Annotated in this window: 20 protein-coding genes and 1 pseudogene; 8 read left to right on the forward strand and 13 right to left on the reverse strand. The window is 69.5% G+C overall.

Annotated features, from left to right (window positions below; genetic code table 11):
• Nucleotides 1-183, forward strand: a pseudogene (locus tag WU80_RS26390) (hypothetical protein); the annotation flags it as partial.
• Nucleotide 184: 1 nt separating this feature from the next.
• Here WU80_RS26390 and WU80_RS11925 read toward each other — a convergent pair.
• From WU80_RS11925 to WU80_RS11935, 4 genes are all read right to left on the reverse strand, one after another.
• Nucleotides 185-1,630, reverse strand: coding sequence for a lipase maturation factor family protein (locus tag WU80_RS11925; protein WP_055402821.1), 1,446 nt, complete (start codon nucleotides 1,628-1,630; stop codon nucleotides 185-187).
• 126 nt (nucleotides 1,631-1,756) lie between these two features.
• Nucleotides 1,757-5,980: an alpha-(1->3)-arabinofuranosyltransferase gene (locus tag WU80_RS11930; protein WP_231633814.1), complete on the reverse strand. Its 4,224-nt coding sequence runs from the start codon at nucleotides 5,978-5,980 to the stop codon at nucleotides 1,757-1,759.
• 64 nt (nucleotides 5,981-6,044) lie between these two features.
• Complete coding sequence (locus WU80_RS25405) at nucleotides 6,045-6,218, reverse strand: DUF2613 domain-containing protein (RefSeq protein ID WP_065443914.1); 174 nt, start codon at nucleotides 6,216-6,218, stop codon at nucleotides 6,045-6,047.
• A gap of 82 nt (nucleotides 6,219-6,300) precedes the next feature.
• A complete protein-coding gene (locus WU80_RS11935) occupies nucleotides 6,301-6,510 on the reverse strand; it encodes a DUF2613 family protein (RefSeq protein ID WP_055402822.1) in 210 nt (69 codons plus the stop codon).
• A gap of 125 nt (nucleotides 6,511-6,635) precedes the next feature.
• Between WU80_RS11935 and WU80_RS11940 the strand changes: the two genes are divergently transcribed.
• The 3 genes from WU80_RS11940 to WU80_RS11950 all read left to right on the forward strand — a co-directional run bounded on the left by WU80_RS11940 (nucleotide 6,636) and on the right by WU80_RS11950 (nucleotide 9,780).
• Entirely contained in the window at nucleotides 6,636-7,772 is a 1,137-nt protein-coding gene (locus tag WU80_RS11940) for a glycoside hydrolase family 3 N-terminal domain-containing protein (RefSeq protein ID WP_055402824.1), read from the forward strand.
• 87 nt (nucleotides 7,773-7,859) lie between these two features.
• On the forward strand, nucleotides 7,860-8,513 hold the full coding sequence (locus WU80_RS11945) for a TetR/AcrR family transcriptional regulator (protein ID WP_055402826.1): 654 nt from the start codon (nucleotides 7,860-7,862) through the stop codon (nucleotides 8,511-8,513).
• Between the two features lie 16 nt (nucleotides 8,514-8,529).
• Complete coding sequence (locus tag WU80_RS11950) at nucleotides 8,530-9,780, forward strand: chloride channel protein (RefSeq protein WP_055402828.1); 1,251 nt, start codon at nucleotides 8,530-8,532, stop codon at nucleotides 9,778-9,780.
• A gap of 10 nt (nucleotides 9,781-9,790) precedes the next feature.
• Here the strand turns inward: WU80_RS11950 and WU80_RS11955 are convergent, their stop codons facing one another.
• On the reverse strand, nucleotides 9,791-10,633 hold the full coding sequence (locus tag WU80_RS11955; RefSeq protein ID WP_055402830.1) for a MaoC/PaaZ C-terminal domain-containing protein: 843 nt from the start codon (nucleotides 10,631-10,633) through the stop codon (nucleotides 9,791-9,793).
• 15 nt (nucleotides 10,634-10,648) lie between these two features.
• Nucleotides 10,649-12,013, reverse strand: a complete 1,365-nt coding sequence (locus WU80_RS11960) for a 3-oxoacyl-ACP reductase (RefSeq protein WP_055402832.1) — start codon at nucleotides 12,011-12,013, stop codon at nucleotides 10,649-10,651.
• 144 nt (nucleotides 12,014-12,157) lie between these two features.
• On the opposite strand from WU80_RS11960, the gene WU80_RS11965 reads away from it, so the two are divergent.
• A complete protein-coding gene (locus tag WU80_RS11965) occupies nucleotides 12,158-13,504 on the forward strand; it encodes an acetyl-CoA C-acetyltransferase (RefSeq protein ID WP_055402834.1) in 1,347 nt (448 codons plus the stop codon).
• 266 nt (nucleotides 13,505-13,770) lie between these two features.
• Here WU80_RS11965 and WU80_RS11970 read toward each other — a convergent pair whose 3' ends face one another.
• Complete coding sequence (locus tag WU80_RS11970) at nucleotides 13,771-15,606, reverse strand: acyl-CoA dehydrogenase (protein WP_055402836.1); 1,836 nt, start codon at nucleotides 15,604-15,606, stop codon at nucleotides 13,771-13,773.
• A gap of 202 nt (nucleotides 15,607-15,808) precedes the next feature.
• On the opposite strand from WU80_RS11970, the gene WU80_RS11975 reads away from it, so the two are divergent.
• Nucleotides 15,809-16,834 (forward strand): isopenicillin N synthase family oxygenase, encoded by a 1,026-nt coding sequence (locus WU80_RS11975; protein ID WP_055402838.1) that lies wholly within the window; start codon nucleotides 15,809-15,811, stop codon nucleotides 16,832-16,834.
• Between the two features lie 6 nt (nucleotides 16,835-16,840).
• The gene (locus WU80_RS11980; RefSeq protein ID WP_055402840.1) at nucleotides 16,841-17,329 is read left to right on the forward strand and encodes a flavin reductase family protein; all 489 of its coding nucleotides are present in this window, start codon (nucleotides 16,841-16,843) and stop codon (nucleotides 17,327-17,329) included.
• 6 nt (nucleotides 17,330-17,335) lie between these two features.
• On the opposite strand, the gene WU80_RS26100 is transcribed toward WU80_RS11980, so the two are convergent.
• The 5 genes from WU80_RS26100 to WU80_RS12000 form a co-directional block, all read right to left on the reverse strand.
• A complete protein-coding gene (locus tag WU80_RS26100; RefSeq protein WP_197281207.1) occupies nucleotides 17,336-17,491 on the reverse strand; it encodes a hypothetical protein in 156 nt (51 codons plus the stop codon).
• 72 nt (nucleotides 17,492-17,563) lie between these two features.
• Complete coding sequence (locus WU80_RS11985) at nucleotides 17,564-18,310, reverse strand: succinate dehydrogenase/fumarate reductase iron-sulfur subunit (protein WP_055402842.1); 747 nt, start codon at nucleotides 18,308-18,310, stop codon at nucleotides 17,564-17,566.
• The gene (locus tag WU80_RS11990; protein WP_055402844.1) at nucleotides 18,310-20,226 is read right to left on the reverse strand and encodes a fumarate reductase/succinate dehydrogenase flavoprotein subunit; all 1,917 of its coding nucleotides are present in this window, start codon (nucleotides 20,224-20,226) and stop codon (nucleotides 18,310-18,312) included. The genes WU80_RS11985 and WU80_RS11990 overlap by 1 nt, the downstream gene beginning before the upstream one ends.
• Before the next feature lie 44 nt (nucleotides 20,227-20,270).
• On the reverse strand, nucleotides 20,271-21,098 hold the full coding sequence (locus WU80_RS11995) for a hypothetical protein (RefSeq protein ID WP_055402846.1): 828 nt from the start codon (nucleotides 21,096-21,098) through the stop codon (nucleotides 20,271-20,273).
• Between the two features lie 89 nt (nucleotides 21,099-21,187).
• Nucleotides 21,188-21,484 carry a hypothetical protein gene (locus WU80_RS12000; RefSeq protein WP_055402848.1) on the reverse strand — a complete coding sequence of 99 codons (297 nt, stop codon included), beginning with the start codon at nucleotides 21,482-21,484 and terminating at the stop codon, nucleotides 21,188-21,190.
• A gap of 90 nt (nucleotides 21,485-21,574) precedes the next feature.
• Here WU80_RS12000 and WU80_RS12005 point away from each other — a divergent pair, with 90 nt between their 5' ends.
• The gene (locus tag WU80_RS12005) at nucleotides 21,575-22,333 is read left to right on the forward strand and encodes an isocitrate lyase/phosphoenolpyruvate mutase family protein (protein ID WP_055402850.1); all 759 of its coding nucleotides are present in this window, start codon (nucleotides 21,575-21,577) and stop codon (nucleotides 22,331-22,333) included.
• A 71-nt stretch (nucleotides 22,334-22,404) separates the two neighbouring features.
• Here the strand turns inward: WU80_RS12005 and WU80_RS12010 are convergent, their stop codons facing one another.
• On the reverse strand, nucleotides 22,405-22,854 hold the full coding sequence (locus WU80_RS12010; RefSeq protein WP_055402852.1) for an Hsp20/alpha crystallin family protein: 450 nt from the start codon (nucleotides 22,852-22,854) through the stop codon (nucleotides 22,405-22,407).
• Nucleotides 22,855-23,004: the final 150 nt, after the last annotated feature.

Raw genomic sequence — 23,004 nt, forward strand, 5'->3', positions numbered from 1 at the left:
CATCACCGCCTACTCACACCCGCCGGCTGGCGCACCCGCAAAAACACCAAAGGTGACACCGTCTGGATCCCCCCACCCCACCACGACCGGGGCCGCCCCAGAATCAACACCTTCCACCACCCCGAAAAACTCCTCCGCGACGGCGACGGCGACGGCGCCGACGATGACGACGACGCCGCATAGCTCAGCCTTGCCGTGACGTCGCCGCCGGCAACGCCATCGGCCGGACGTACCCGCCGATCAGCGTCCGATGCCACCAGGCCCGGTCACGGCGCAGCTCGGCGGGTGTGGTGAACCGATACTCGTAGAGCAGCGCACGCACGTACCGCGGCGGCGCATCGGCAAATGGGTTGCGCCGCAACAGGCGCAGCGTGGGCCGATCGTTGCGCAGCAGCCGCTGCAGGAACGGCGTCAACCACGGCTGCGCGTATCCCGGCGAGATGGCGGCGAACCACATCAGCCAGTCCAGGCGCAGGTGATAGGGCGCCCACTGTCGCGGGAGCCGGCGCACGGCGCCGGGCTTGCCCTTGAATTCGTATTCCTTCCACACCGTCTGGCTCGTCAGGTGGGTTTCGTCGGTGCCTTCGATCACCACCTCGCGGCGGATGCGCCCGATGCTGCCGAACGCGCCATAGGTGTTCACCAGATGAAAAGAGTTGAAAGAGGCGTTCATTCGCTGCCGCGAGGACAACATGTTGCGCATCGGCCAGTAGCTCATGAACAGCACCGCAGCCGCGAACGCGACCACTAGGGCCGCGAACCACACCGGTGTAGCCGAAAACACCGGACGATCGAGCCGGCCGACCACCGCGGACGCCGAGGAATCGTCGATCGCGCTGCACGCCAACAGGATCGTGACCCAGTTGAGCCAGGCGAAGTTGCCCGACGCCACCAGCCATAGCTGGGTGATGACGATGATCGCCGCGGCGACGCTGGCCACCGGTTGCGGCGCGAACAACCCGAACGGCACGATCAACTGCGAGAAATGGTTGCCCGCCACCTCAATTCGATGCAGCGGCTTGGGCAAATGGTGGAAGAACCAGCTCAACGGGCCGGGCATCGGCTGCGTTTCGTGGTGGTAGTACAGGCAGGTCAGGTCGCGCCAGCACGGGTCGCCCCGCATCTTGATCAGCCCCGCACCGAACTCGACCCGGAACAACAGCAACCGGACCATCCACAACGTCAACAGCGGCGGCGCCACTTGGTGATTGCCCAGAAAGATCATCAGGAAGCCGGTCTCCAGCAGCAGCGACTCCCACCCGAACGCATACCAGCTCTGCCCGACGTTGACGATGGAAAGGTAGAGCACCCACAGCGTCAGCCAGAGCAGCATCGCCGCCCACAGCGGCACCGCGTCGGCCGCACCGCCGACGATGGCCGCCGACAGCGCCGCGCCGAACCAGGACAACCCGGAGAACAGCCGATCCGAGTAGCGCAGGTGAAACAGGCTGGGGGTCCGCCAGAACGACTGCCCGGCCAGGAACCGCGGGATGGGCTGCATCCCGTGTTCCCCGATGAGCGCCCGGAATTGGGCCGCGGCCGCGACGAACGCGAGCAGGTAGACCACCGCGACGCCCCGCTCGAGCACCTCTGTGCCGAGCCAATATTCGGGTGCGGAAAACCAGCCCATGGCCGTAACTCCTCGGACGGTGGCGGTCACACAGACCCGCATATCCAGTGAATCAGCCGGTAAACGGCTAGCCAAGCCCCCGAGGCTATTCGGCGCCCGACCGCTCGGGCATCGTCACCGCGGGAGTCAATGCCGCGGTTCCTCCTCCGTCCGCTCCGCGGACGGCATCGTCACCGCGGACGCGGCGAGCACCGCAAGCGAAATCAACGCCAGCAGCTGAACATTCGCCGAATGGCCCGCGTACCCGTCAACCGATCGCCACGGATGCCGCGACAGCACGGCCCCGGCGAGAATCAGCCCGCCCGCGCTGAGCACCATCGCGGCCCGGTCGGGGCCCCGGCGCCGCAGTGCATACCGCAGGCCCAGGGCGGCGCCGATCACCGCGACCCCGGCCACGCCCGCGATCACCGCCCCGCACGCCAGCACCGCGACCGCCGCCGACGGTCCGGGCCGCCACGGTGACGCGGGCACGCCGTCGACCCCCGTGCGACGCGTGCGCCACAGCGCGAGCATGGCCAACAGCGGCAGCAGGGCCAGCCCCACCGCCAGGCCCGCCCGGTACGGCGCGTTGGACGGGAACGTCAGCGTGATGGTGCCGGGGTCGCCCGGGGGCACCACCCAGCCCTGCTGCCAGCCGTTGACGGCCACCGGCGTCAGCCGCGCGCCGGTGCCGGTGCGCGCCACCCAACCGGGGTTGATGCTTTCGGGGATGACCAGCACCCGCGACGTGGGCGACGGGGGCGCCTGCACCTCGCGACGATCCGGGCCCCACGCCCGCCACACCGGGGCCGCGGCGACGGCGGGGGCGCCGGCGTCGGCGGCCGGCGAGGACAGGTCGGCGCCGTCGACGACGAACTGGGCGCCCGGGCTGATCAACAGCTCCTGCTGGCCCGCCGGCAGCGTGATCGGATCGCGGTCGCACGCCTGCGCGGCGACGGGTTCGTCGTCGAGCAGGGCGCCCACGGTGGTGCGAATCGATGTGTGCACGAAGCGGCCCGCGACCGCGATGACCGGGCCGTGGTCGCAGTCGACCGTGATCTCGCGGGCCCGATTGCGGGCGGCGTCGGCGGGCGCGATCGGGTTGCCGTCGGCGCCCAGGGCCGCCACCTCGGCCAGCCCCGGCGGCTTGAGCTGGTCGAAGCCCAACGCGTTGCGGTCGATGACGTCTTCCCAGTCCAGCAGGCTGACGGTGACGCTGTCGGTCACCCGCGGAGTGAGCGAAAGAACCTGCGCCGCACCGGGTTTCAACGCGCGCACCTGCGGGCCGTCGCCCAGGTTGACCGCCACCATCGTCGGGTGGGCGGGCAGCGCGGAGGCGCCGGGCACCAGGCGCAGCCCGGTGACCTGGGTCGGTCGCGGCAGGCTGAGCGTCAACGTGGGCGGCGTCTTGTGCTGCACCACGCGCTGCGGCGCCGTCCACGCGGTGGCCGGGTCGCCGTCGGTCGCCGCATACGCCGAGCCCAGCACGTCCACCAGGTCGGCGTCGCCGCGCGCCCGGGTGGTGTTCGGCTCGGCGATCAGGTCGGCGAGCTTGGGCCCCTGCCGTGGCCGCACCCACACCAGCGGGGTCACCGACATCGGCGCGGGAACGGTCAGCGTCCGGCTGAGGTTGACCGGCTCCTCCGGGGCCAAGGCGATGGGGGCGCAGCGCACACCGTCGGGCGCCCGCGCGCAGCCCGGCCTGCCGAGCAGCTCGGAGCCCAGGTTCCAGCCCGCGATCGCCGAGCCGGGCGGCGGCCCGGGCACCCGCACGGTGTGCCGCAGTTCGACCGGGTGGGCGAATCCCGACGCGTCGTACTGGGTGATCGACAGGTCGGTGATCCCGAATTGCACGCCGGGGGAACCGTCGTCGGTGCCCGCGGCGGTGATCCGCACCCACGGCGTCTCGCCGTAGGGCAGCGCGGAGGCGAGCGGCTTGCCCGGCTCGTCGAACCGCAGGGTCGTGCTGCCGGTCGCGGTTTCGATCAGGATGCGGCGGACCTGCGCGCCGACGGCGGTCGCGCTTGGCGTGAGGGTGATCGCCGCGTTGGTCAGCGGGTGGTCGAAGTCGACCTGCAGCCACTGGCCGACGGCGGACTGCAGCGAGTTGGACACCCACGCGGTCGCCGGGTCGCCGTCGATGGCGGCGACGGACGAGGTGGCCGGCGCGACGTCGGGCATCGCGGTGGAGTCCGACGACGAGCTGGACACGGTGACCCGCCCGCCGCTCCAGGCGCCGACGACCGGGTCGGCCCCGGGGACCGGATAGTCGGGCACGCGGTTATAGGTATGCCGCGCGTCACCCGGGGCCCGGATGGCCGACGAGTGGTGGTCCACCCGGCCGTAGTCGGTTTCGCGGGCCACCGGGGTGTCGGTGACGGTCACCGCAGGCACCGGCAGGCCGGCGCCGCGCGCGTCGGCGCTCATCAGCACCGGCCCCAGCGGCGGCCGGCCCTCGAGCCGGCGCCGCTCGTCGAGGCGCAGCAGCACCTCCGGTCCGCCGTCGACGCGGGGCAGCCGGTCGACGTCGGCGAAGTACGGCGCGCCCGAACCGCCGGTGACCCGATACACCTCGACCGCCGGGTAGCGCGGGCGCAGCCCGCTGTCGGCGACGAACCCCGCCAGGGTCCCGGGGCCCACCGGCGCGCCGAACTGCGCCACCTTCTGCAGCCCCGGCGACCCGTCGATGGCGCGGTGCACCAGGATGGGGCGCGCCGACCGCGACGTATCCGGGTCCAGGTCGTTGCGCAGCACCACATACGAAATGCCTTGGCGCGCAAGGGTATCGGCGAGACCGGGCGAGGGGCGCCCGGCGGCGAACAGGCGTTGCACCGAATCGAGCGCCCGGATGGTTTGCGGCGGGGTCAACGGGATGGAGTCGCGCACCCCCCACGGGCTGCCGCCGAGCACCTGCAACGGCTCGTCGTGGCTGGTGCCCCACACCTGCGTCGCGAACGGCGCCCCCGGGACGACCAACACCCGGCCCGGGGCCGGCGTCCCGGTGTTGTGCCGGTCGAGCCAGTCGGCGGTCTCCTGCCAGTACCGGGGTATGGCGCTGAAAGTGCCCGGCGGGGTCAGCCGGCCGGTCCACGCCAGCGAGGTGCTCACCATCAGCGCCGTCAGCACCACGATCGCGACCGCCACCCGCCGGTCGCGCTCGGGGTGGGCGAACGCGCGCAACCACCCGGGCCGCCGCCCGGGCAGTGGCACCCGGCCCAGCAGCTGGGCCACCCCCAACGCGATCGGGATCCGCACCACCGAGCCCAGCTTGTGCACGTTGCGCAGCGGCGCGCCCCCGGCGTCCAGGAACACCTGCACGGCGTGCGCCACCGGCGAACCCAGCCCGCCGCTGTAGCCGGCGGCCATCAACACCACGCCGGCCAACAGCATCGTCACCAACCGCCCGCGGGCCGGCATCCTCGCGCCGGCCAGCCCCGCCAGCCCGGCCGCCGCGACCAGGCAGGTCGCCAGCACGGCCGCCGAACCGGTCACCAGCGGCGCGCCGGCGGTGGCGGTCGGCGCCACGTACGGGGTCCAGCTGTCGGTGCCGCGCAAGATCTCGGTGAGCGACGACCATTGCGTTGTCACACCGGAAGATTCGATGAAATCGAGGAAGGGCGGGCTGATGGCCCGCAGCATCAGCAGCGCCACCACCCACCACAGCGCCGCCAGCGCCAGCGCCAGCAGCCACCACCCGGTGTAGCGCCACCACAACCGGTTCGGCCGGTGGCAGGCCCACCAGATGACCGCGGGCAGGCAACCGGCCAGCGTGGCGATCGCGTTGACCGCGCCCATCAACGCCACGGCCAGGCCGGCCTGCGCCGCGAGCGCCCGCACCGACCGGTTGGCCGTGCCGCGCAGGGCCAGGATCGTGGGCAGCAACACCCAGGGCGCCAGCATCATCGGCAGCGTTTCCGACGAGATCGATCCCAGCGTGGTCAGCACCCGCGGCGACAGCGCGAACGCGACGGCCCCGATCACCCGGGAGGCGGGGCTGCCGATGCCCAGCGCCTCGGCGACCCGCAACAGCCCCCAGAAGCCGACCGTGAGCAGCAGCGCCCACCACAGCCGCTGGGTCACCCAGCCCGGCACCGCGAGCAGATGGCCGACGGCGAAGAAGGTGCCGTGCGGGAAGAAGTACCCGTAGGCCTGGTTCTGCGCCTGCCCGAACGGCAGCTCGCTGTTCCACAGGTTGGTGGCCCGGGCCAGGAAGCGCAGCGGGTTGGCGGTCAGGTCGAGTTTGGTGTCCGGGGAGATCCGGCCGGGGGATTGGGCGAACGTCAACGCGCAGGCGATCGCCCCGACCAACCACAGCCAGCGGCGCGACACGGGCGCGGCCGGCGACGACGAAGCCGGCGCGCCGGCCTCCAATTCCGCCGCTGAGTCTGACGGCGGCGACCCGCTACACCCGGCTGCGCCGCGCTTGCGATCGCCGCTAGCTACGGTTGCCGTACTCGACCCGGTTGAGCACTGACGACTGCGGATCGCCCCCGGGGAGTGGCGGTTTCGTGTCCTGCTGCACCATCAAGGTGATCCCGAAAATCGCTGCCGCGCCGAGCAACAGGCCGACCACCACGCTCGCGGCGGCGGGCGCAATGATCCGGTTCATCAACGGCTCCTCTATGGCATCTGGGAAAACGGCGGCTTAGCGCCAACCTAGCAGAAGCGCCCTCGGCGTCCCGAGACGCTCGTCAGGGCAGACAGTGCCCGTGAAAGCACCGGTCGCCGTATTGCACCTGGTGTGGCCCGAGCGGGATCAGCGCGGCCGGACCGGCCCGCACCGGGGCCGCACCGTGGTCGGCGACGGCCAGCGTGACGCCGACGGTCGTCGCGACGCCGACCGACAGACCCACCGCAATGCTGGCCGCCGCGGCCAGGGCGAAACCGGTCTTCGCTGGCATCTTGCCCCCTAGCCCCGCTGGCACCAGCCCAGGAGTGCCCCCGCACCCGAAGAAGAAAACCCCCGACGAAACCTCGTCGCTCCCCAGATCCAGAGGCCCGGATAGCGCCATGAAAGCATGGCCCGATGTCATTTTCGCGCACCCTGGCCGTGCTCGCCGTCGTGTCGGCTTTGGTGGCGGGCTGCGCTCACCACACCGGCCACCCGCCCGGCCCGTCGTCGACCTCGGTCAGCAAGCCGGCGGCCGCCCCACCGGCGTGCGGTGACGTCACGACGCTCCCGGTCCGCGACAAGCTGGCCCAACTGCTGATGGTGGGCGTGAAAAACGCCGACGACGCCCGGTCGGTGGTCGACGGCTACCACGTCGGCGGCCTTTTCATCGGCAGCTGGACGGACCTGTCGATCTTCAAGGGCCCGCTGGCCGACATCGCGGCGAAGGCCGGGCCGCTTCCGCTGGCGGTCAGCGTCGACGAGGAGGGCGGCCGGGTATCGCGGTTGCGGGCGTTGATCGGCTCGGCCCCCTCGCCCCGGGAGCTGGCGCAGACCCAGACCGTCGCCCAGGTCCACGACCTGGCGGCCGAGCGCGGCAAGAAGATGCACGACCTGGGCATCACCATCGACTTCGCCCCCGTCGTCGACGTCACCGATTCCAGCACCGGCGTCATCGGGGACCGCTCGTTCGGTGGCGATCCCAACACGGTCACCGCCTACGCCGGGGCGTACGCGCAGGGCCTGCGGGACGCCGGCCTGCTGCCGGTGCTCAAGCACTTCCCCGGCCACGGGCACGGCTCGGGCGACTCGCACACCGGCGGGGTGGTGACGCCGCCGCTGAGCGACCTGCAGAACGTCGACCTGGTGCCCTACCGGACGCTGGTGACCGTGGCCCCGGTCGCGGTGATGCTGGGTCACCTGCAGGTGCCCGGGCTGACCGGCGACGACCCGGCCAGCCTGAGCGCCGCAGCGGTGCGGTTGCTGCGCGACGGGGTCGGTTACGGCGCCCCGCCGTTCAACGGCCCGGTGTTCACCGATGACCTGTCCAGCATGGGCGCCATCTCGGACCGCTACGGCGTCGCCGAGGCGGTGCTGCGCACCCTGCAGGCCGGCACCGACGTCGCGCTCTGGGTCACCACCGACGAGGTGCCCGCGGTCCTGGACCGGCTGCAAAAGGCGGTCGCCGCCGGCGAGCTGCCCGCGCCGCGGGTCGACGAGGCGCTCGGGCGGGTGGCGGCGATGAAGGGCCGCAGCCCCGCCTGCGGCCACTAAGCGGGTCACCGCCGTTGGCACTAGCCGTGTGCGGGCCCCCGCCGTTGCTTACCCTGGAGTCAGATAGACGGGCTAGAGAGGCAAGCGATGGCGGGTGGCACCAAGCGGTTACCGCGCGCTGTCCGCGAACAGCAGATGCTCGACGCCGCGGTGCAGATGTTTTCGGTCAACGGCTACCACGAGACGTCGATGGACGCCATCGCCGCCGAGGCGCAGATCTCCAAGCCGATGCTGTACCTGTACTACGGCTCCAAGGAAGACCTGTTCGGCGCCTGCCTGAACCGGGAGATGGGCCGGTTCATCGATGCGGTCCGCGCCGACATCGACTTCACCCAGAGCCCGAAAGACCTGCTGCGCAACACCATCGTGGCGTTCATGCGCTACATCGACGCCAACCGGGCGTCGTGGATCGTGATGTACACGCAGGCGACCAGCTCGCAGGCGTTCGCCCACATGGTGCGCGAGGGACGCGAAAAGATCATCGAGCTGGTCGCGGGGCTGGTGCGGGCCGGCAGTCGCACCCCACGCACCGACCGCGAGCACGAGATGATGGCCGTGGCGCTGGTGGGCGCCGGCGAGGCCACCGCCAACCAGCTCAGCATCGGTGACATCGACGCCGACGAGGCCGCCGAGCTGATGATCAACCTGTTCTGGCATGGGCTCCGGGGCGCCCCGGAGGAGCGGGAGGCCGCCGTCGCGGCCCGGCCCGAGCAGGGCGGGCCCGGCGCCGCCGGCCGCTAGCCCCTACATTCGTCATGTGGCTCGACCGCCCGCGCGCCCAAACGTCGACTTCTTCTGCGCCGTAGTCATCGTCGGGTTGCTGGCCGGGGCCGCCGGGTTGGCGACGACGTACGTGCTGCGCTTCGTCCAGCACGTCACGTATCACTACACCTTCGGCGCGCTGCTCGCCGGCGTCGCCGCCAGCAGCCCGGTGCGCCGCGCCCTGGGGCCGATGATCGGCGGTGCGTTGGCCGCGATCGGGTGGTGGCTGTTGCGGAGCAGGACCGACGTGCCGCCGCTGGCGGAAACCATTGAACGCCGCGAGCGGATACCTCGGCTGGCCTGGAGCGTCGACGCCATGCTGCAGGTGCTGCTCGTCGGTTCCGGGGCGTCCCTCGGGCGGGAGGGCGCCCCGCGCCAATTCGCCGCGGCCCTGGGCGATTTCGGGACCGGCTGGCTCAAGCGGCTCTCGCCATCCGATCGGGAGGTGTTGCTGGCCTGCGCGGCAGGCGCCGGGCTGGGTGCCGTCTACGCCGTCCCGCTGGCCGGCGCGCTGTTCTCGGTGCGGATCCTGCTCAACACCTGGCGTCCGCGGGCGGTGGGCGCGGCGTTCATCACCTCGAGCCTGGCGGTCGCCGTCGGCTCGGCGGTCACCCGCGACGAGCCCAACCTGCAGTGGCCGGTCGGCGAGTCGACCTACCTGCTGACCGCGCACGGGCTGCTGCTGGCGCCGCTGACCCTCGCGGTGGGGCTGGCCTTCAGCCGGTTGATGGCGGCGGCCCGGCCGGCCACGCCGATGCGGAACTGGGTGCTGGTCCCCGCGCTCGCGGGCGCCGGCCTGGTGATGGGCATCTGCTCGCATTGGTGGCCCGAGTTGCCCGGCAACGGCCGAAGCATCCTGACGGTCAGCCTGGCCAGCGGCATGACGCTGGTATCGGCGCTGGCCATCTTGGCCCTCAAACCGTTGCTGACCGCGTTGTTCCTCCGTGCCGGCGGCGCCGGCGGCATGCTGACGCCCTCGCTGGCCACCGGCGCGGCCGCCGGTGCGGCGCTGGTGCTGACGATCAACTGGGCGACCGGCACCCACCTGCACGTGCCGGCGGTGTCGTTGGCGGGGGCGGCCGGGGTGCTCGCGGTCACCCAGGGCTCACCGATCTGGGCGGCGATCTTCGTCTGGGAACTCGCCCGGCCGCCGGTGTGGTTGTTTCTGCTGTTCCTGCTGACGGCGACCAGCGCCCACGGCCTGAAAGTCCTGGCCAAGGGCCGCGGCCCGACACATTCCGGCTAGTGCCTCAGCACTAAACCGCCCGGACCGTGCCGGTCAGGTACGGGTAACCCTTGGCGATGTTGCGCAGCGAAATGTCCCAGCCGTCATGGCTTTCGTCGATGTAGAGCCCCGCGGTGCCGGGCAACACCAGCGGCTTGCCGAACTTCACCGAGTACTTCACGGCATCCGGCAACCGCGCCTCGATGTTGGCCAATACCGCTGCGGCGCTGAACATTCCGTGCGCGATGACGGTGGGGAAGCCGAACAGCTTGGCGGCGATCGGGTTGGTGTGGATCGGGTTGTGATCCCCGCCGACGGCGGCGTAGCGCCGGATCAGGCCGGGGCTGACGCGCACGACGGTGCTCGGCGGGGGCAGCTTCGGTTGCTTCTGCGGCGGCGGCTTGGGCTCGTCGGACAGGCTGGTGCGTTGCTGGTGCAGGAAGGTGGTCACCTGGTGCCAGGCGGTGTCGTTGCCGACGCTCACCTCGGTCACCAGGTCGACCAGCAGGCCTTTGCGGTGCTCGCGCAGGTTCTCCGCGTGCACCTGCACGCCGACGGTGTCGGTGACCGCGATCGGCCGGTATTGCGTGATGTGGTTTTCGACGTGCACCGAACCCATTGCGGCGAAAGGAAAGTCGAACCCGGTCACCAGCGACATCATCGTCGGGAAGGTCAGCGCGAACGGGTACGTGAGCGGCACGTTGTTGCCGTACCGCAGGCCGGTTACGGCCGCGTACTCGGCCACGTTCGTCTGGTCGATGGGTAGTTCATCGATCTCCACGGTGCGCGTGGGCAGCTGGTTCCCGCGGGGCACCACCGGCAGTGCCCCGGCCGCCGCGCGCAGCATGTTCTTCAGGCCGCTTGGCTGGTTCATCGGGTTCTCCTCGACCTAGGCGCCCAGCATGGCCTGGCCGCAGACGCGAATGACGTTGCCCGTCACCGCGTTTGACGCCGGGCTGGCGAAGTAGGCGATGGCCTCCGCGACGTCCACGGGTTGCCCGCCCTGCAGCAGCGAGTTCATCCGGCGGCCCACCTCGCGGGTGGCCAACGGAATGGCGGCCGTCATCTGCGTCTCGATGAAACCGGGTGCGACCGCGTTGATCGTGATGCCCTTGCCGTACAGCTCCGGCGCCAGCGCCTGGGTGAGGCCGATCATCCCGGCCTTGGTGGTCGCGTAGTTGGTCTGCCCGCGGTTGCCCGCGATGCCGGCCATCGAGGACAACCCGATCACCCGGCCGCCTTCGCCGATGCTGCCGTTGCCCACAAGGCCTTCGGTAAGCCGCAGTGGCGCAAGCAGATTGACGGCCAGGACCGCGTCCCAGCGGGCGTCGTCCATGTTGGCCAGCAGCTTGTCGCGGGTGATGCCGGCGTTGTTGACCAGGACGTCGGCGCGTCCGCCGTGGTGCTCGCGCAGGTGCTCGGTGATCTTGTCGACGGCGTCGTCCGCGGTAACGTCGAGCCACAGCGCGGTGCCGCCAACGCGGCTGGCCGTCTCGGCCAGCGTCTCGGCGGCCGACTCGACGTCGATCGCGACCACGCGGGCGCCGTCGCGGGCGAACACCTCCGCGATGGTCGCGCCGATGCCGCGGGCCGCGCCGGTCACGATCGCGACCTTGCCGTCGAGCGGCCGGTCCCAGTCGGCCGGCGGGGTGGAGTCGGCCTCACCGACGTAGAAGACCTGGCCGTCGACGTAGGCGGACTTGGCCGACAGGATGAACCGCATGGTCGATTCCAGGCCCGTCGCGGCGGGCTTGGCGTCGGGCGACACGTACACCAGCGCCACCGTGGCGCCATTGCGCAGCTCCTTGCCCAGCGAGCGGGTGAATCCCTCCAGCGCGCGCTGAGCGATCCGCTCGTACGGGCTGGCGGCGGCGTCGGGCGTGGTGCCGACCACCGCGACCCGCGCGGAATGGCCCAGGTTGCGCAGCAGGGGCGTGAAGAACTCGTAGAGCCCCCGCAGCCCCTCCGGGGTGGTGATGCCGGTGGCGTCGAAGACCAGGCCGCCGAACTGGTCGGCCCAGCGGCCACCGAGGTTGTCGCCCACCAGGTCGTAGTCCTTGGCCAGGGCGGCGCGCAGCGGTTCGACCACCCGGCCCTCACCGCCGATCAGCAGCGCCCCGGCCAGGGGCGGATCGCCGGGGGAGTAGCGGCGCAGCGTCTCGGGTTGCGGGACCCCGAGCTGCTTGGCGAGAAACGATCCAGGACCGGAATTGACGATCTGAGAGAACAGATCGGAGGACACCTTGGGAGCCACCGGAGCTACCTTCCATATTCTTTCGAAGTCGGGGTATGCCTACCGCACAACCGTATCGAGGACGAACTTACTTCAGAGTAAGAACAGTGGGTAGTATGGCCCAGACGGGCGACCCCAAACCGATAGACCCCAGATAACACGGAGATGACAGTGGCCCCTGCAAGTTCCGAGGCAAGCAACCAGCGCAGTTCGCAGCGGCGGCGAGTCGCCGTCCTGGGCGGCAACCGGATCCCGTTCGCCCGGTCCGACGGCGCCTACGCCGAGGCGTCTAATCAGGACATGCTCACCGCGGCGCTCGGCGGGCTGGTTGACCGCTTCGGGCTGGCGGGCGAGCGGCTGGGCGCGGTGGTCGGCGGCGCCGTGCTCAAGCACAGCCGGGACTTCAACCTCACGCGCGAATGTGTGCTGGGCTCCGAGCTGTCGTCGTACACCCCGGCGTTCGACCTGCAGCAGGCCTGCGGCACCGGCCTGCAGGCGGCCATCGCCGCGGCCGACGGCATCGCGGCCGGGCGCTACGAGGTGGCGGCCGCCGGCGGCGTGGACACCACCTCCGACCCGCCGATCGCCCTGGGCGACAACCTGCGCCGCACCCTGCTCAAGCTGCGCCGGTCCAAGTCCAACGTCGAGCGGCTGAGGCTGGTCGGCACGCTGCCCGCCAACGTCGGGATCCAGATCCCGGTCAACAGCGAGCCGCGCACCGGGCTGTCCATGGGCGAGCACCAGGCGATCACCGCCAAGGAGATGGGCATCAAGCGCGTCGACCAGGACGAGCTGGCCGCCGCCAGCCACCGCAACATGGCCGCCGCCTACGACCGGGGCTTCTTCGACGACCTGGTCACCCCGTTCCTCGGGCTGTACCGCGACGACAACCTGCGCCCGGACTCGTCGGCGGAGAAGCTGGCCAAGCTCAAGCCGGTGTTCGGCGTGAAGAACGGCGACGCGACGATGACGGCGGGCAACTCGACCCCGCTGACCGATGGCGCCTCGGTTGCGCTGCTGGCCAGCGAGGACTGGGCGAGCGCGCATTCGGTCACGCCGCTGGCCTTCCTGGTGGACGCGGAGACCGCGGCCGTCGACTACGTCAACGGCCGCGACGGCCTGCTGATGGCGCCCACCTACGCCGTACCGCGGTTGCTGGCCCGCAACGGGCTGAGCCTGCAGGACTTCGATTTTTACGAGATCCACGAGGCCTTCGCCTCGGTGGTCCTGGCGCACCTGCAGGCCTGGGAGTCGGAGGACTACTGCAAGGAGCGGCTGGGCCTCGACGCGGCGCTGGGGTCGATCGACCGGTCCAAGCTGAACGTCAACGGCTCCTCGCTGGCCGCCGGCCACCCCTTCGCCGCCACCGGCGGGCGGATCCTGGCCCAGGCGGCCAAGCAACTCGCCCAGAAGAAGGCGGAGCAGAAGGGTGGCGCCGGCAAGCCGTTGCGGGCCCTGGTCTCCATCTGCGCCGCCGGCGGCCAGGGTGTGGCCGCGCTTCTGGAGGCCTGACCGACCGCTTCATGAAATCCGTCACACCGGGTTAGCAACCGCGGCTGCGGGGTACCCGTAAGCGCGGATGACCCCGTGTTGTGGTCTGACCCCCCGACCCCGACGGCAATACGGGGCATCCCTGGAACGACCGCCGGTCAGCGCGGACGGGCGTACGAAAATGGCCGCCGCTGGAGTGAGGGGATCCAGCGGCGGCCTTTTTGTGTCGGTGTCGGGACAAGCGAAAGCCCCGCTCCCTTCGGGAAGCGGGGCTTTTGCTTTGCCGGTCAGAAGGCGGCTTCGTCGAGCTCCATGATGTCGTTGTCCAGCGTCTCGATCACCTCGCGGGTGCTGGCCAGCAACGGCAGGAAGTTCTTCGCGAAGAACGAGGCCACCGCGACCTTGCCCTCGTAGAAGGACCGCTCTTCGCCGCTGGCGCCGGCATCCAGCGCCTGCACGGCGACGGCCGCCTGGCGCTGCAGCAACCAGCCGATGACCAGGTCGCCGACGCTCATCAGGAAGCGCACCGAGCCCAGACCAACCTTGTAGAGGCTGGTCACGTCCTCCTGCGCGGCCATCAGGTAGCCGGTCAGCGTGGCCGCCATGGCCTGGACGTCGGCCAGGGCCTTGGCCAGCAGCTCGCGCTCGGACTTGAGCCGGCCGTTGCCGGACTCGCTGTCCACGAACTTCTGGATCTCGCCCGACACGTGGGCCAGCGCCACACCCTTGTCGCGGACGATCTTGCGGAAGAAGAAATCCTGCGCCTGGATGGCCGTGGTGCCCTCGTAGAGGGAGTCGATCTTGGCGTCCCGGATGTACTGCTCGATCGGGTAGTCCTGCAGGAAGCCGGACCCACCGAAGGTCTGCAGGCTCTCGGTGAGCTTGGCGTAGGCCTGCTCGGAGCCGACGCCCTTGACCACCGGCAGCATCAGGTCGTTGACCTTGACGGCGAGCTCGGCGTCCACGCCGTGCACCGCCTGCGCCACCGCCGCGTCCTGGTAGGTCGCGGTGTAGAGGTACAGCGCGCGCAGACCCTCGGCGTAGGCCTTCTGGGTCATCAGCGACCGGCGCACGTCGGGGTGGTGCGTGATGGTCACCCGCGGCGCGGTCTTGTCGGTCATCTGCGTCATGTCGGCGCCCTGCACGCGGGACTTGGCGTACTCCAGCGCGTTCAGGTAGCCGGTCGACAGGGTCGCGATGGCCTTGGTGCCGACCATCATGCGGGCCTGCTCGATGACCTCGAACATCTGCGCGATGCCGTTGTGCACCTCGCCGACCAGCCAGCCCTTGGCGGGCACGTCGTGCTGGCCGAAGGACAGCTCACAAGTGGCCGAAACCTTCAGGCCCATCTTGTGCTCGACGTTGGTCACGAAGACGCCATTGCGCTCGCCCAGCTCGCCGGTCTCGAAGTCGAACAGGAACTTGGGCACGAAGAACAGCGACAGGCCCTTGGTGCCCGGGCCCGCGCCCTCGGGGCGCGCCAGCACCAAGTGGAAGATGTTCTCGAACAGGTCGCCGGAGTCGGCCGAGGTGATGAATCGCTTCACGCCCTCGATGTGCCACGAGCCGTCGTCCTGCTTGATCGCCTTGGTCCGCCCGGCGCCGACGTCGGAACCGGCGTCCGGCTCGGTGAGCACCATGGTGGAGCCCCACCCGCGCTCGGCGCAGATCACGGCCCACTTCTTCTGCTCCTCGGTGCCGAGGTGGTACAGGATGTTGGCGAAGCCGGCGCCGCCGCCGTACATCCACACGGCCGGGTTGGCGCCGAGCAGGTGCTCGTGCAGCGCCCACACCAGCGCGCGGGGCATCGGCATGCCGCCGAGGACCTCGTCGATACCGACCTTGTCCCAGCCGGCCTCGGTAACCGCGCGAACCGACTTCTTGAAGGCCTCCGGCAGCGTCACCGAGTGGGTCTTCGGGTCGAAGACCGGCGGATTGCGGTCACCCTCCACGAACGACTCGGCGATGGGCCCCTCGGCCAGCCGGCTGATCTCGGTCAACATTTCGCGGGCGGTGTCGACATCCAGATCGCTGTAGTCGCCGGCGCCCAAAGCCTGCTCAACGCCCAAGACCTCGAACAGGTTGAATACCTGGTCACGGACGTTGCTCTTGTAGTGGCTCACTACGGTTTCCTCCTCGTTGAGAATGCCACTCGTGGTTGGGTACTACTTCTAAGTTACCCACCAGTAACACCGATAAAGTAACGCTCTCGACAACTTCAACGCAAGTCAATGTGAGCTAAATTTCACTGTCTAAGTAACCAACCGGTTGGGAAGCCCGACCGGGGCCTCTGACCTGCGCCGATAACGAAACGGATCTCAAACTATGGGATGCATCACCACCCTGCCGGTGGTGGATCTGCGCACGTCGGAGGCCCAGCTGCGGCGGGGGTTGCGCGAGGCCGCGCACGAGGTGGGCTTCTTCTACCTGACCGGCCATGCCGTGCCCGATGAGCTGTCGGCCCGCGTGCTGGCGGCGGCCCGCCGGCTGTTCGAGCTGCCCGCGGCCGACAAGGAGGCGGTGGCCATGGTGCGCAGCCCGCACTTTCGTGGCTACACCCGGATGGGCGGCGAGCTGACCCGCGGCCAAGTGGACTGGCGCGAGCAGATCGACATCGGACCCGAGCGCGCCCCGATCGCGGCGCCCGGCAAGCCCGACTACCTGTGGCTGCAGGGGCCCAACCAGTGGCCGGACGCGTTGCCCGAGCTGCCGGGCATCATCGCCGAGTGGGACGCCGCGCTGTCCGCGGCCGCCCGCACCCTGCTTCGGCACTGGGCGGCCTCGCTGGGCAGCCCGGGCGACGTCTTCGACGCCGCCTTTGCCGAAACGCCCGCCACGCTGATCAAGATCGTGCGCTATCCGCGCAGCGCCGCCTCGTCGCAGGGTGTGGGCCCGCACAAGGACTCCGGCGTGCTGACGCTGCTGCTGGCCGAGCCGGGCAGCCGCGGCCTGCAGGTGCGCAGACCCGATACCGCGGAGTGGGTCGACGTGCCGCCCCTGGACGGGGCTTTCATCGTCAACATCGGCGAACTGCTCGAGGTGGCGACCGGCGGCTACCTGCGGGCCACCGAGCACCGGGTGAACCTGGACGGGCAGCCGGCCGACCGCATCTCGGTGCCGTATTTCTTCAACCCGCGGCTGGACGCCCAGATCCCCGTGCTGACGTTGCCGCCCGAGCTGCGGGCACGCGCCCGCCGGGTGACCGATCCCGCCGACCCGATCTTCTCCGTCTACGGACGCAACGCGTGGAAGAGCCGGTTGCGCGCGCACCCCGATGTGGCTTCGGCGCACGGACATTCGGCGGGTAGGGTCGGGGACGAGAATCCCGTTCTCGGCTCAAGGGGCGAATGAATTCCGGTGAACGCGCACACGAACCTGACACCGTCCACACTTCGTGAGGCCTTCGGCCACTTCCCGTCCGGGGTGGTCGCCATCGCCGCCGAAGTCCAGGGCACCCGGGAAGGCCTGGCGGCCAGCACCTTCGTTCCGGTCTCCCTGGAGCCGCCGCTCGTGTCGTTCTGCGTCCAGAACACGTCGACGACCTGGCCCAAGCTCAAAGACCTGCCCATGCTGGGCATCAGCGTGCTCGGCGAGGCACACGACGCGGCCGCGCGCGCCCTGGCCGCCAAGACCGGCGACAGGTTCGCGGGCCTGGAAACGGAATCCCGGGAGAGCGGCGCGGTGTTCATCAAGGGCACCGGCCTGTGGCTGGAAAGCGCTATCGAACAGTTGATTCCGGCCGGCGATCACACCATCGTGGTGCTTCGGGTCAAGGAAGTGACCATCGACGCCGACGTCGCGCCGATCGTGTTCCACCGCAGCACGTTCCGGCGCCTCGGCGCCTGACCGCGGCTACGGGCGCCGGCTGAGTTCCGCCCGGAAGCCCGCTATCCGTTGCTCGATTTCCGCGGCGTCGTCGTGACGGCCGTCCTTGTGCGCGAGATCGGCGCGGACGGACAGCTCGCGGATGGCGGTTCGAATTTCGTTGACGCTGGTGGTTTCTCGCATATCTCCCACGCTGCCTTTCGGAGTTTGGGTTGCTATGCGGGTACCCGGCGCACCGGAAGGGCTAACGCCAGGTCAGCGGCGGAACAGCTTGTTGCCCAGCCACACCACCGGGTCGTACTTGCGGTCGGCGACCCGCTCTTTCATCGGGATCAGCGCGTTGTCGGTGATCTTGATGTTCTCCGGGCAGACCTCGGTGCAGCACTTGGTGATGTTGCAGTAGCCCAGGCCGTGTTCCTCCTGAGCCTGGTTGCGCCGGTCCAGCGTGTCCAGCGGATGCATCTCGAGCTCGGCGATCCGCATCAAGAAGCGCGGGCCGGCGAACGCCTTCTTGTTCTCCTCGTGGTCGCGGACCACGTGGCACACGTTCTGGCACAGGAAGCACTCGATGCACTTGCGGAACTCCTGCGAGCGCTGCACGTCGGCCTGCGCCATCCGGTACTCGCCCGGCTGCAGGTCCTTCGGCGGCGCGAACGCGGGGATCTCGCGCGCCTTCTCGTAGTTGAACGAGACGTCGGTGACCAGGTCGCGGATCACCGGGAAGGTCCGCAGCGGCGTCACCGTCACCACCTCGTCCTCGGCGAACGTGGACATCCGGGTCATGCACAGCAACCGCGGCACCCCGTTGATCTCCGCCGAGCACGAGCCGCACTTGCCCGCCTTACAGTTCCACCGCACCGCCAGGTCGGGCGTCTGGGTCTGTTGCAGGCGGTGGATGATGTCGAGCACCACCTCGCCCTCGTTGACCTCAACCGTGAAGTCCTGCAGCGCGCCGCTGGCATCGTCACCGCGCCACACACGCATGGTCGCGTTGTAGGTCATTAGCCTCTCCGTCCTGGATGCTCGGCCAGCTCGTCGTCGGTGTAGTACTTCTCCAGCTCGGAGATCTCGAAGAGCTCCAGCAGATCCGGTCGCATCGGCACCTGGTCCTTGCGGGTGATGCTGATGTCGGGAATCACCTCGTCGCCCCCGGCGGCCTGGCACACCAGCAGCACCTTGCGCCAGCCCGAGTCCATCGCGGGGTGGTCGTCGCGGGTGTGCCCGCCGCGGCTTTCGGTGCGCTCCAGCGCGGCCTTGGCGACGCACTCGCTGACCAGCAGCATGTTGCGCAGATCGATGGCCAGGTTCCAGCCGGGGTTGTACTGGCGGCCGCCGTCGACGTGCATGTTCTTGAACCGCTCGCGAAGCTTGTCGAGCCGCGCGAGGGCCTCGGAGACCTCGTCGGCCTTGCGGATGATGCCCACCAGGTCGTTCATCGACTGCTGCAGCTCGAGCTGCAGCGTGTAGGGGTTCTCCGCCGGCGCGCCGTCGGCCGGTCCTTCGAAGGGGGACAGCGCCCTCTTCGCCGCGGTCTCGACGGCGTCGGCCGAGATGGTCGGACGGCTGCTCAGCGCCCGCACGTAGTCGGCCGCGCCCAGGCCGGCCCGCCGGCCGAAGACCAACAGGTCCGACAGCGAGTTGCCGCCCAGCCGGTTGGAGCCGTGCATGCCCCCGGAGCACTCGCCCGCGGCGAACAGGCCCGGGACCGTCGCGGCGCCGGTGTCGGCGTCCACCTCGACGCCGCCCATCACGTAGTGACAGGTGGGACCGACTTCCATCGGCTCCTTGGTGATGTCGACCCCGGCCAGCTCCTTGAACTGGTGGTACATCGACGGCAGCCGCCGCTTGATCTCTTCGGGCGTCAGCCGGGACGCGATGTCGAGGTACACCCCGCCGTGCGGGGTGCCCCGGCCGGCCTTGACCTCCGAGTTGATCGCGCGCGCGACCTCGTCGCGCGGCAGCAGGTCCGGGGTGCGACGGGCCGAGTCGTTGTCCTTGAGCCACTGGTCGGCCTCTTGCGCGGTTTCGGCGTACTGGCCCTTGAACACCGGCGGGATGTAGTCGAACATGAAGCGCTTGTCGTCGGAGTTCTTCAGCACCCCGCCGTCGCCGCGAACGCCCTCGGTGACGAGGATCCCCTTCACACTCGGCGGCCACACCATGCCGGTCGGGTGGAACTGCACGAATTCCATGTTGATCAGCGACGCGCCCGCCCGCAGGGCCAGCGCGTGCCCGTCGCCGGTGTACTCCCAGGAGTTCGAGGTGACCTTGAACGACTTGCCGATGCCGCCGGTGGCCAGCACCACGGCCGGCGCCTCGAACAGGACGAAGTTGCCGCTCTCGCGCCAGTAGCCGAACGCCCCGGCGATCGTGTCGCCGTCCTTGATCAGCTCGGTGATGGTGCATTCGGCGAACACCCGGATGCGCGCCTCGTAGTCGCCGAGTTCGGCGTAGTCCTCTTGCTGCAGCGAAACGATCTTCTGCTGCATGGTGCGGATCAGCTCGAGGCCGGTGCGGTCACCGACGTGCGCCAGCCGCGGGTAGGTGTGCCCGCCGAAGTTGCGCTGGCTGATCTTGCCGTCCTTGAGGCGATCGAACAGTGCGCCATAGGTTTCCAGCTCCCAGACGCGGTCCGGGGCCTCCTTGGCGTGCAGCTCGGCCATCCGCCAGTTGTTGAGGAACTTCCCACCACGCATCGTGTCGCCGAAGTGGGTCTTCCAGTTGTCTTTCGGGTTGGTGTTGCCCATCGACGCCGCGCAGCCGCCCTCGGCCATGACCGTGTGGGCCTTGCCGAACAGCGACTTGCACACCACCGCGACCTTGAGGCCGCGTTCCCGCGCCTCGATGACCGCACGCAGCCCCGCGCCGCCGGCACCGATGACGACTACGTCGTAGGCATGCCGTTCGACCTCAACCATGGAAACCCTCGCTAGCTAAGTCTGATTGTTCTTCGAATCGCTTTTCAGCCAACAAATCTCAGGTCAGGAATCGTGTTGCTGGCCACCAGCGCGATGTAGAAATCGGTGAGCATCAGGGTGCCCAGCGTGATCCAGGCGTACATCTTGTGCCGGGTGTTGATGTTGCTGACCTGGGTCCAGATCCAGTACCGCACAGGGTGCTTGGAGAAGTGCTTGAGCCGCCCGCCCGTCACGTGCCGGCAGGAATGGCACGACAGCGTGTAGATCCACAGCATGATGACGTTGCCCACCATGATCAGGTTGCCCAACCCGAACCCGAAGCCGTGCGGGCCGGAGTCGGAGTGGAAACCGATGATCGCGTCGTAGGTGTTGATCACCGAGATGATGCCGGCGATGTAGAAGAAGTACCGGTGGCTGTTCTGGATGATCAGCGGGAACCGGGTCTCGCCGGTGTAGTGGACCCGTGGTTCGGCGACGGCGCAGGCGCTGGGCGACTGCCACACCGTGCGGTAGTAGGCGCCGCGGTAGTAGTAGCAGGTGAGCCGGAACAGCAGCAGGAACGGCAGCGTCAGCGCCGCGTACGGCAACCACCACACATCGGGCAGGATCTGGGGCCAGAAGTCGCCGGCCTCGCCGCAGGCCTTGCTCACGCAGGGCGAGTAGAAGGGCGTGAGGTAGTGGTACTTAGGAACGAAGAAGTAATCCTGCTGGAACGCGCGCGCGGTCGCGTAGATCAGGAACGCGGCGAAGCCCAAATCGATCCGCAGCGGCGACATCCACCACCGGTCGGTGCGTAGGGTCCGTTGCGGGATGCGGGCGCGCGTGGGTGAAAAGACACCTGACGCAGGACGGTTCGCCGTGGGTGCGCTCATCTAGTGTTCCTCTTCGAACGGGCTGTTGGTCGAAGGGTACACAGAGAGGACCCCCCTCATTTCCGGGGGGCTTGGGTTATTCGAGGTTGTCAGGACCGGTTGTGACCCCCGACACCCTCGTCGTCGACATCGCGCCAGAATTCGCTGTCGTACTGGGTGTCGGGAATGACGATCTTCTCGCCGGACTGCTGCACGGTGGCGCGCGCCAGGTCCAACTCCGCTATGTCGGTGTCGAGCATTTCGACGTCGGAGATGATCCGGTCGGCGTCGATGACGATGCGCCGCATCGCCGGGCTGTCGCCGTAGCGACTCTTCAGGGAGCCCACGCACCGCCGCAGGCCGCCGATGAGGTCGTGAAGTTCGGCGAGTTCAGTCGCGGTGCTCAACGGATCTCCTACTTGTTTTCAGGGCAGACGGTGTTGCGGATCACAGTACGCCCCCGATAGTAGCCACCGCGGCGGCCTAATGTCGGACGCATGACAGGCCACACCGCCGCCGACCGCGCCGCCGCGCTACTCGCCCTGCACCGCCCGGGCGACCCGGTGATCCTGCCGACGGTGTGGGACGCCTGGTCGGCCCGCCTCGCCACCGGCGCCGGGTTCGCCGCGCTCACCGTGGGCAGCCACCCGCTGGCCGATTCCATCGGCAAGTCGGACGGCGAGGGCATGTCGTTCGACGACGTGCTGGCCCGGGTCGCCCAGATCACCGCCGCGGTCGACGTTCCGGTGTCGGTGGACATCGAATCCGGGTACGGGCTCGCGGCCGAGCGGCTGATCGAGGGATTGTTGAGCGTGGGCGCGGTGGGGCTCAACGTCGAGGACACCGTCCACTCGGAGGGGAAGCGCCTCCGATCCGCCGGCGAGCACGCCGAATTGGTCGGTGCGCTGCGGTCGGCCGCCGACGCGGCCGGGGTGCATGTCGTGATCAACGCACGGACCGATCTGTTCCTGCGCCAGGACGGCGACCCGGCGGATCGCGTCGAGCGCGCGGTGGACCGGTTGGCGCTGGCGGCGGCCGCGGGGGCCGACGTGCTGTACCCGGTGGGCCGCCACGACCCGGAGACGTTGCGGCGCTTGGCCGCAGAGCTGCCGCTTCCGGTCAACGCGATTGCGTTGCCCGACCAGGACGACCCGGCGTCGTTCGGGCCGCTGGGTGTCGCCAGGATCAGCTTCGGCCCGTTCTTGCAGGCGGCGCTGGCCACCCGGGCCAACGAGTTGCTGGCCCGCTGGGCCTAGCCCTGCGGAAACCATTGTGGGACAGGCGAATCCGGCGGGGTCGGTGACCCCGCCGGTTCGTTGCCCACCTATTACTTGGTGATCGCGATCCGCTGCGGCTGGTTTCCGGCGTACGCGCCGGTGACCCGCACGGTCAGCACCCCGGCGTCGTAGGAGGCCGTGATGGCTTCCCCGGTGACGTGGGCGGGCAGGGCGAACGATCGGCGGAATGATCCGTACCGGACCTCACGCAGGGTGCGTCCGTCCCCTTCCCCTTCGTCCTGCACGTGCTGATCCCGGCGTTCGCCGTGGATGACGAGTCGGCCGCGGTCGACCTCGACGTTGACGTCCTTATCGACGTCAACACCCGGCAGTTCGACGCGTACGACCGCGTCCTCGCCGTCCTTGACGACCTCCGCGGCGGGATTGAATCCGCTGGTCACCGACTTGTTCCAGTCCGATGCGGCGGCGGGGCCGAAGAAGTCGCGCAGCCACCGGTCGGTGTCCCAGGCCGGTCGCGACCACAGTGCGAGGTTACTCATGGGGATCTCCTTGTACTTCCTTGAGCTTTGTTGTGGATCTGCTGTGTCCGGCGCCCTTCCGGCCGGCTATAGGTTCAAACATGAGTCGACCACGCTAAAGTTCCACCTAGGCGTTCGCCGTGGGCGAACGAATATTCACAGGGCTCCCTG

Origin of the sequence: Mycobacterium sp. UM_11 (genome assembly GCF_001414075.1) — a bacterium.
GTDB lineage: Bacteria > Actinomycetota > Actinomycetes > Mycobacteriales > Mycobacteriaceae > Mycobacterium.

Coding starts and splice junctions, on each gene's coding strand:
- WU80_RS11935 (WP_055402822.1), bottom strand. CDS start 6,510: ATGCCAGCGAAGACCGGTTTCGCCCTGGCCGCGGCGGCCAGCATTGCG.
- WU80_RS11985 (WP_055402842.1), bottom strand. CDS start 18,310: ATGACCTACAACGCGACCATGCGTGTGTGGCGCGGTGACGATGCCAGC.
- WU80_RS11965 (WP_055402834.1), top strand. CDS start 12,158: ATGACAGTGGCCCCTGCAAGTTCCGAGGCAAGCAACCAGCGCAGTTCG.
- WU80_RS11955 (WP_055402830.1), bottom strand. CDS start 10,633: ATGAACCAGCCAAGCGGCCTGAAGAACATGCTGCGCGCGGCGGCCGGG.
- WU80_RS25405 (WP_065443914.1), bottom strand. CDS start 6,218: ATGAACCGGATCATTGCGCCCGCCGCCGCGAGCGTGGTGGTCGGCCTG.
- WU80_RS26100 (WP_197281207.1), bottom strand. CDS start 17,491: ATGCGAGAAACCACCAGCGTCAACGAAATTCGAACCGCCATCCGCGAG.
- WU80_RS11995 (WP_055402846.1), bottom strand. CDS start 21,098: ATGAGCGCACCCACGGCGAACCGTCCTGCGTCAGGTGTCTTTTCACCC.
- WU80_RS11945 (WP_055402826.1), top strand. CDS start 7,860: ATGGCGGGTGGCACCAAGCGGTTACCGCGCGCTGTCCGCGAACAGCAG.
- WU80_RS11990 (WP_055402844.1), bottom strand. CDS start 20,226: ATGGTTGAGGTCGAACGGCATGCCTACGACGTAGTCGTCATCGGTGCC.
- WU80_RS11925 (WP_055402821.1), bottom strand. CDS start 1,630: ATGGGCTGGTTTTCCGCACCCGAATATTGGCTCGGCACAGAGGTGCTC.
- WU80_RS12005 (WP_055402850.1), top strand. CDS start 21,575: ATGACAGGCCACACCGCCGCCGACCGCGCCGCCGCGCTACTCGCCCTG.
- WU80_RS12010 (WP_055402852.1), bottom strand. CDS start 22,854: ATGAGTAACCTCGCACTGTGGTCGCGACCGGCCTGGGACACCGACCGG.
- WU80_RS11975 (WP_055402838.1), top strand. CDS start 15,809: ATGGGATGCATCACCACCCTGCCGGTGGTGGATCTGCGCACGTCGGAG.
- WU80_RS11940 (WP_055402824.1), top strand. CDS start 6,636: ATGTCATTTTCGCGCACCCTGGCCGTGCTCGCCGTCGTGTCGGCTTTG.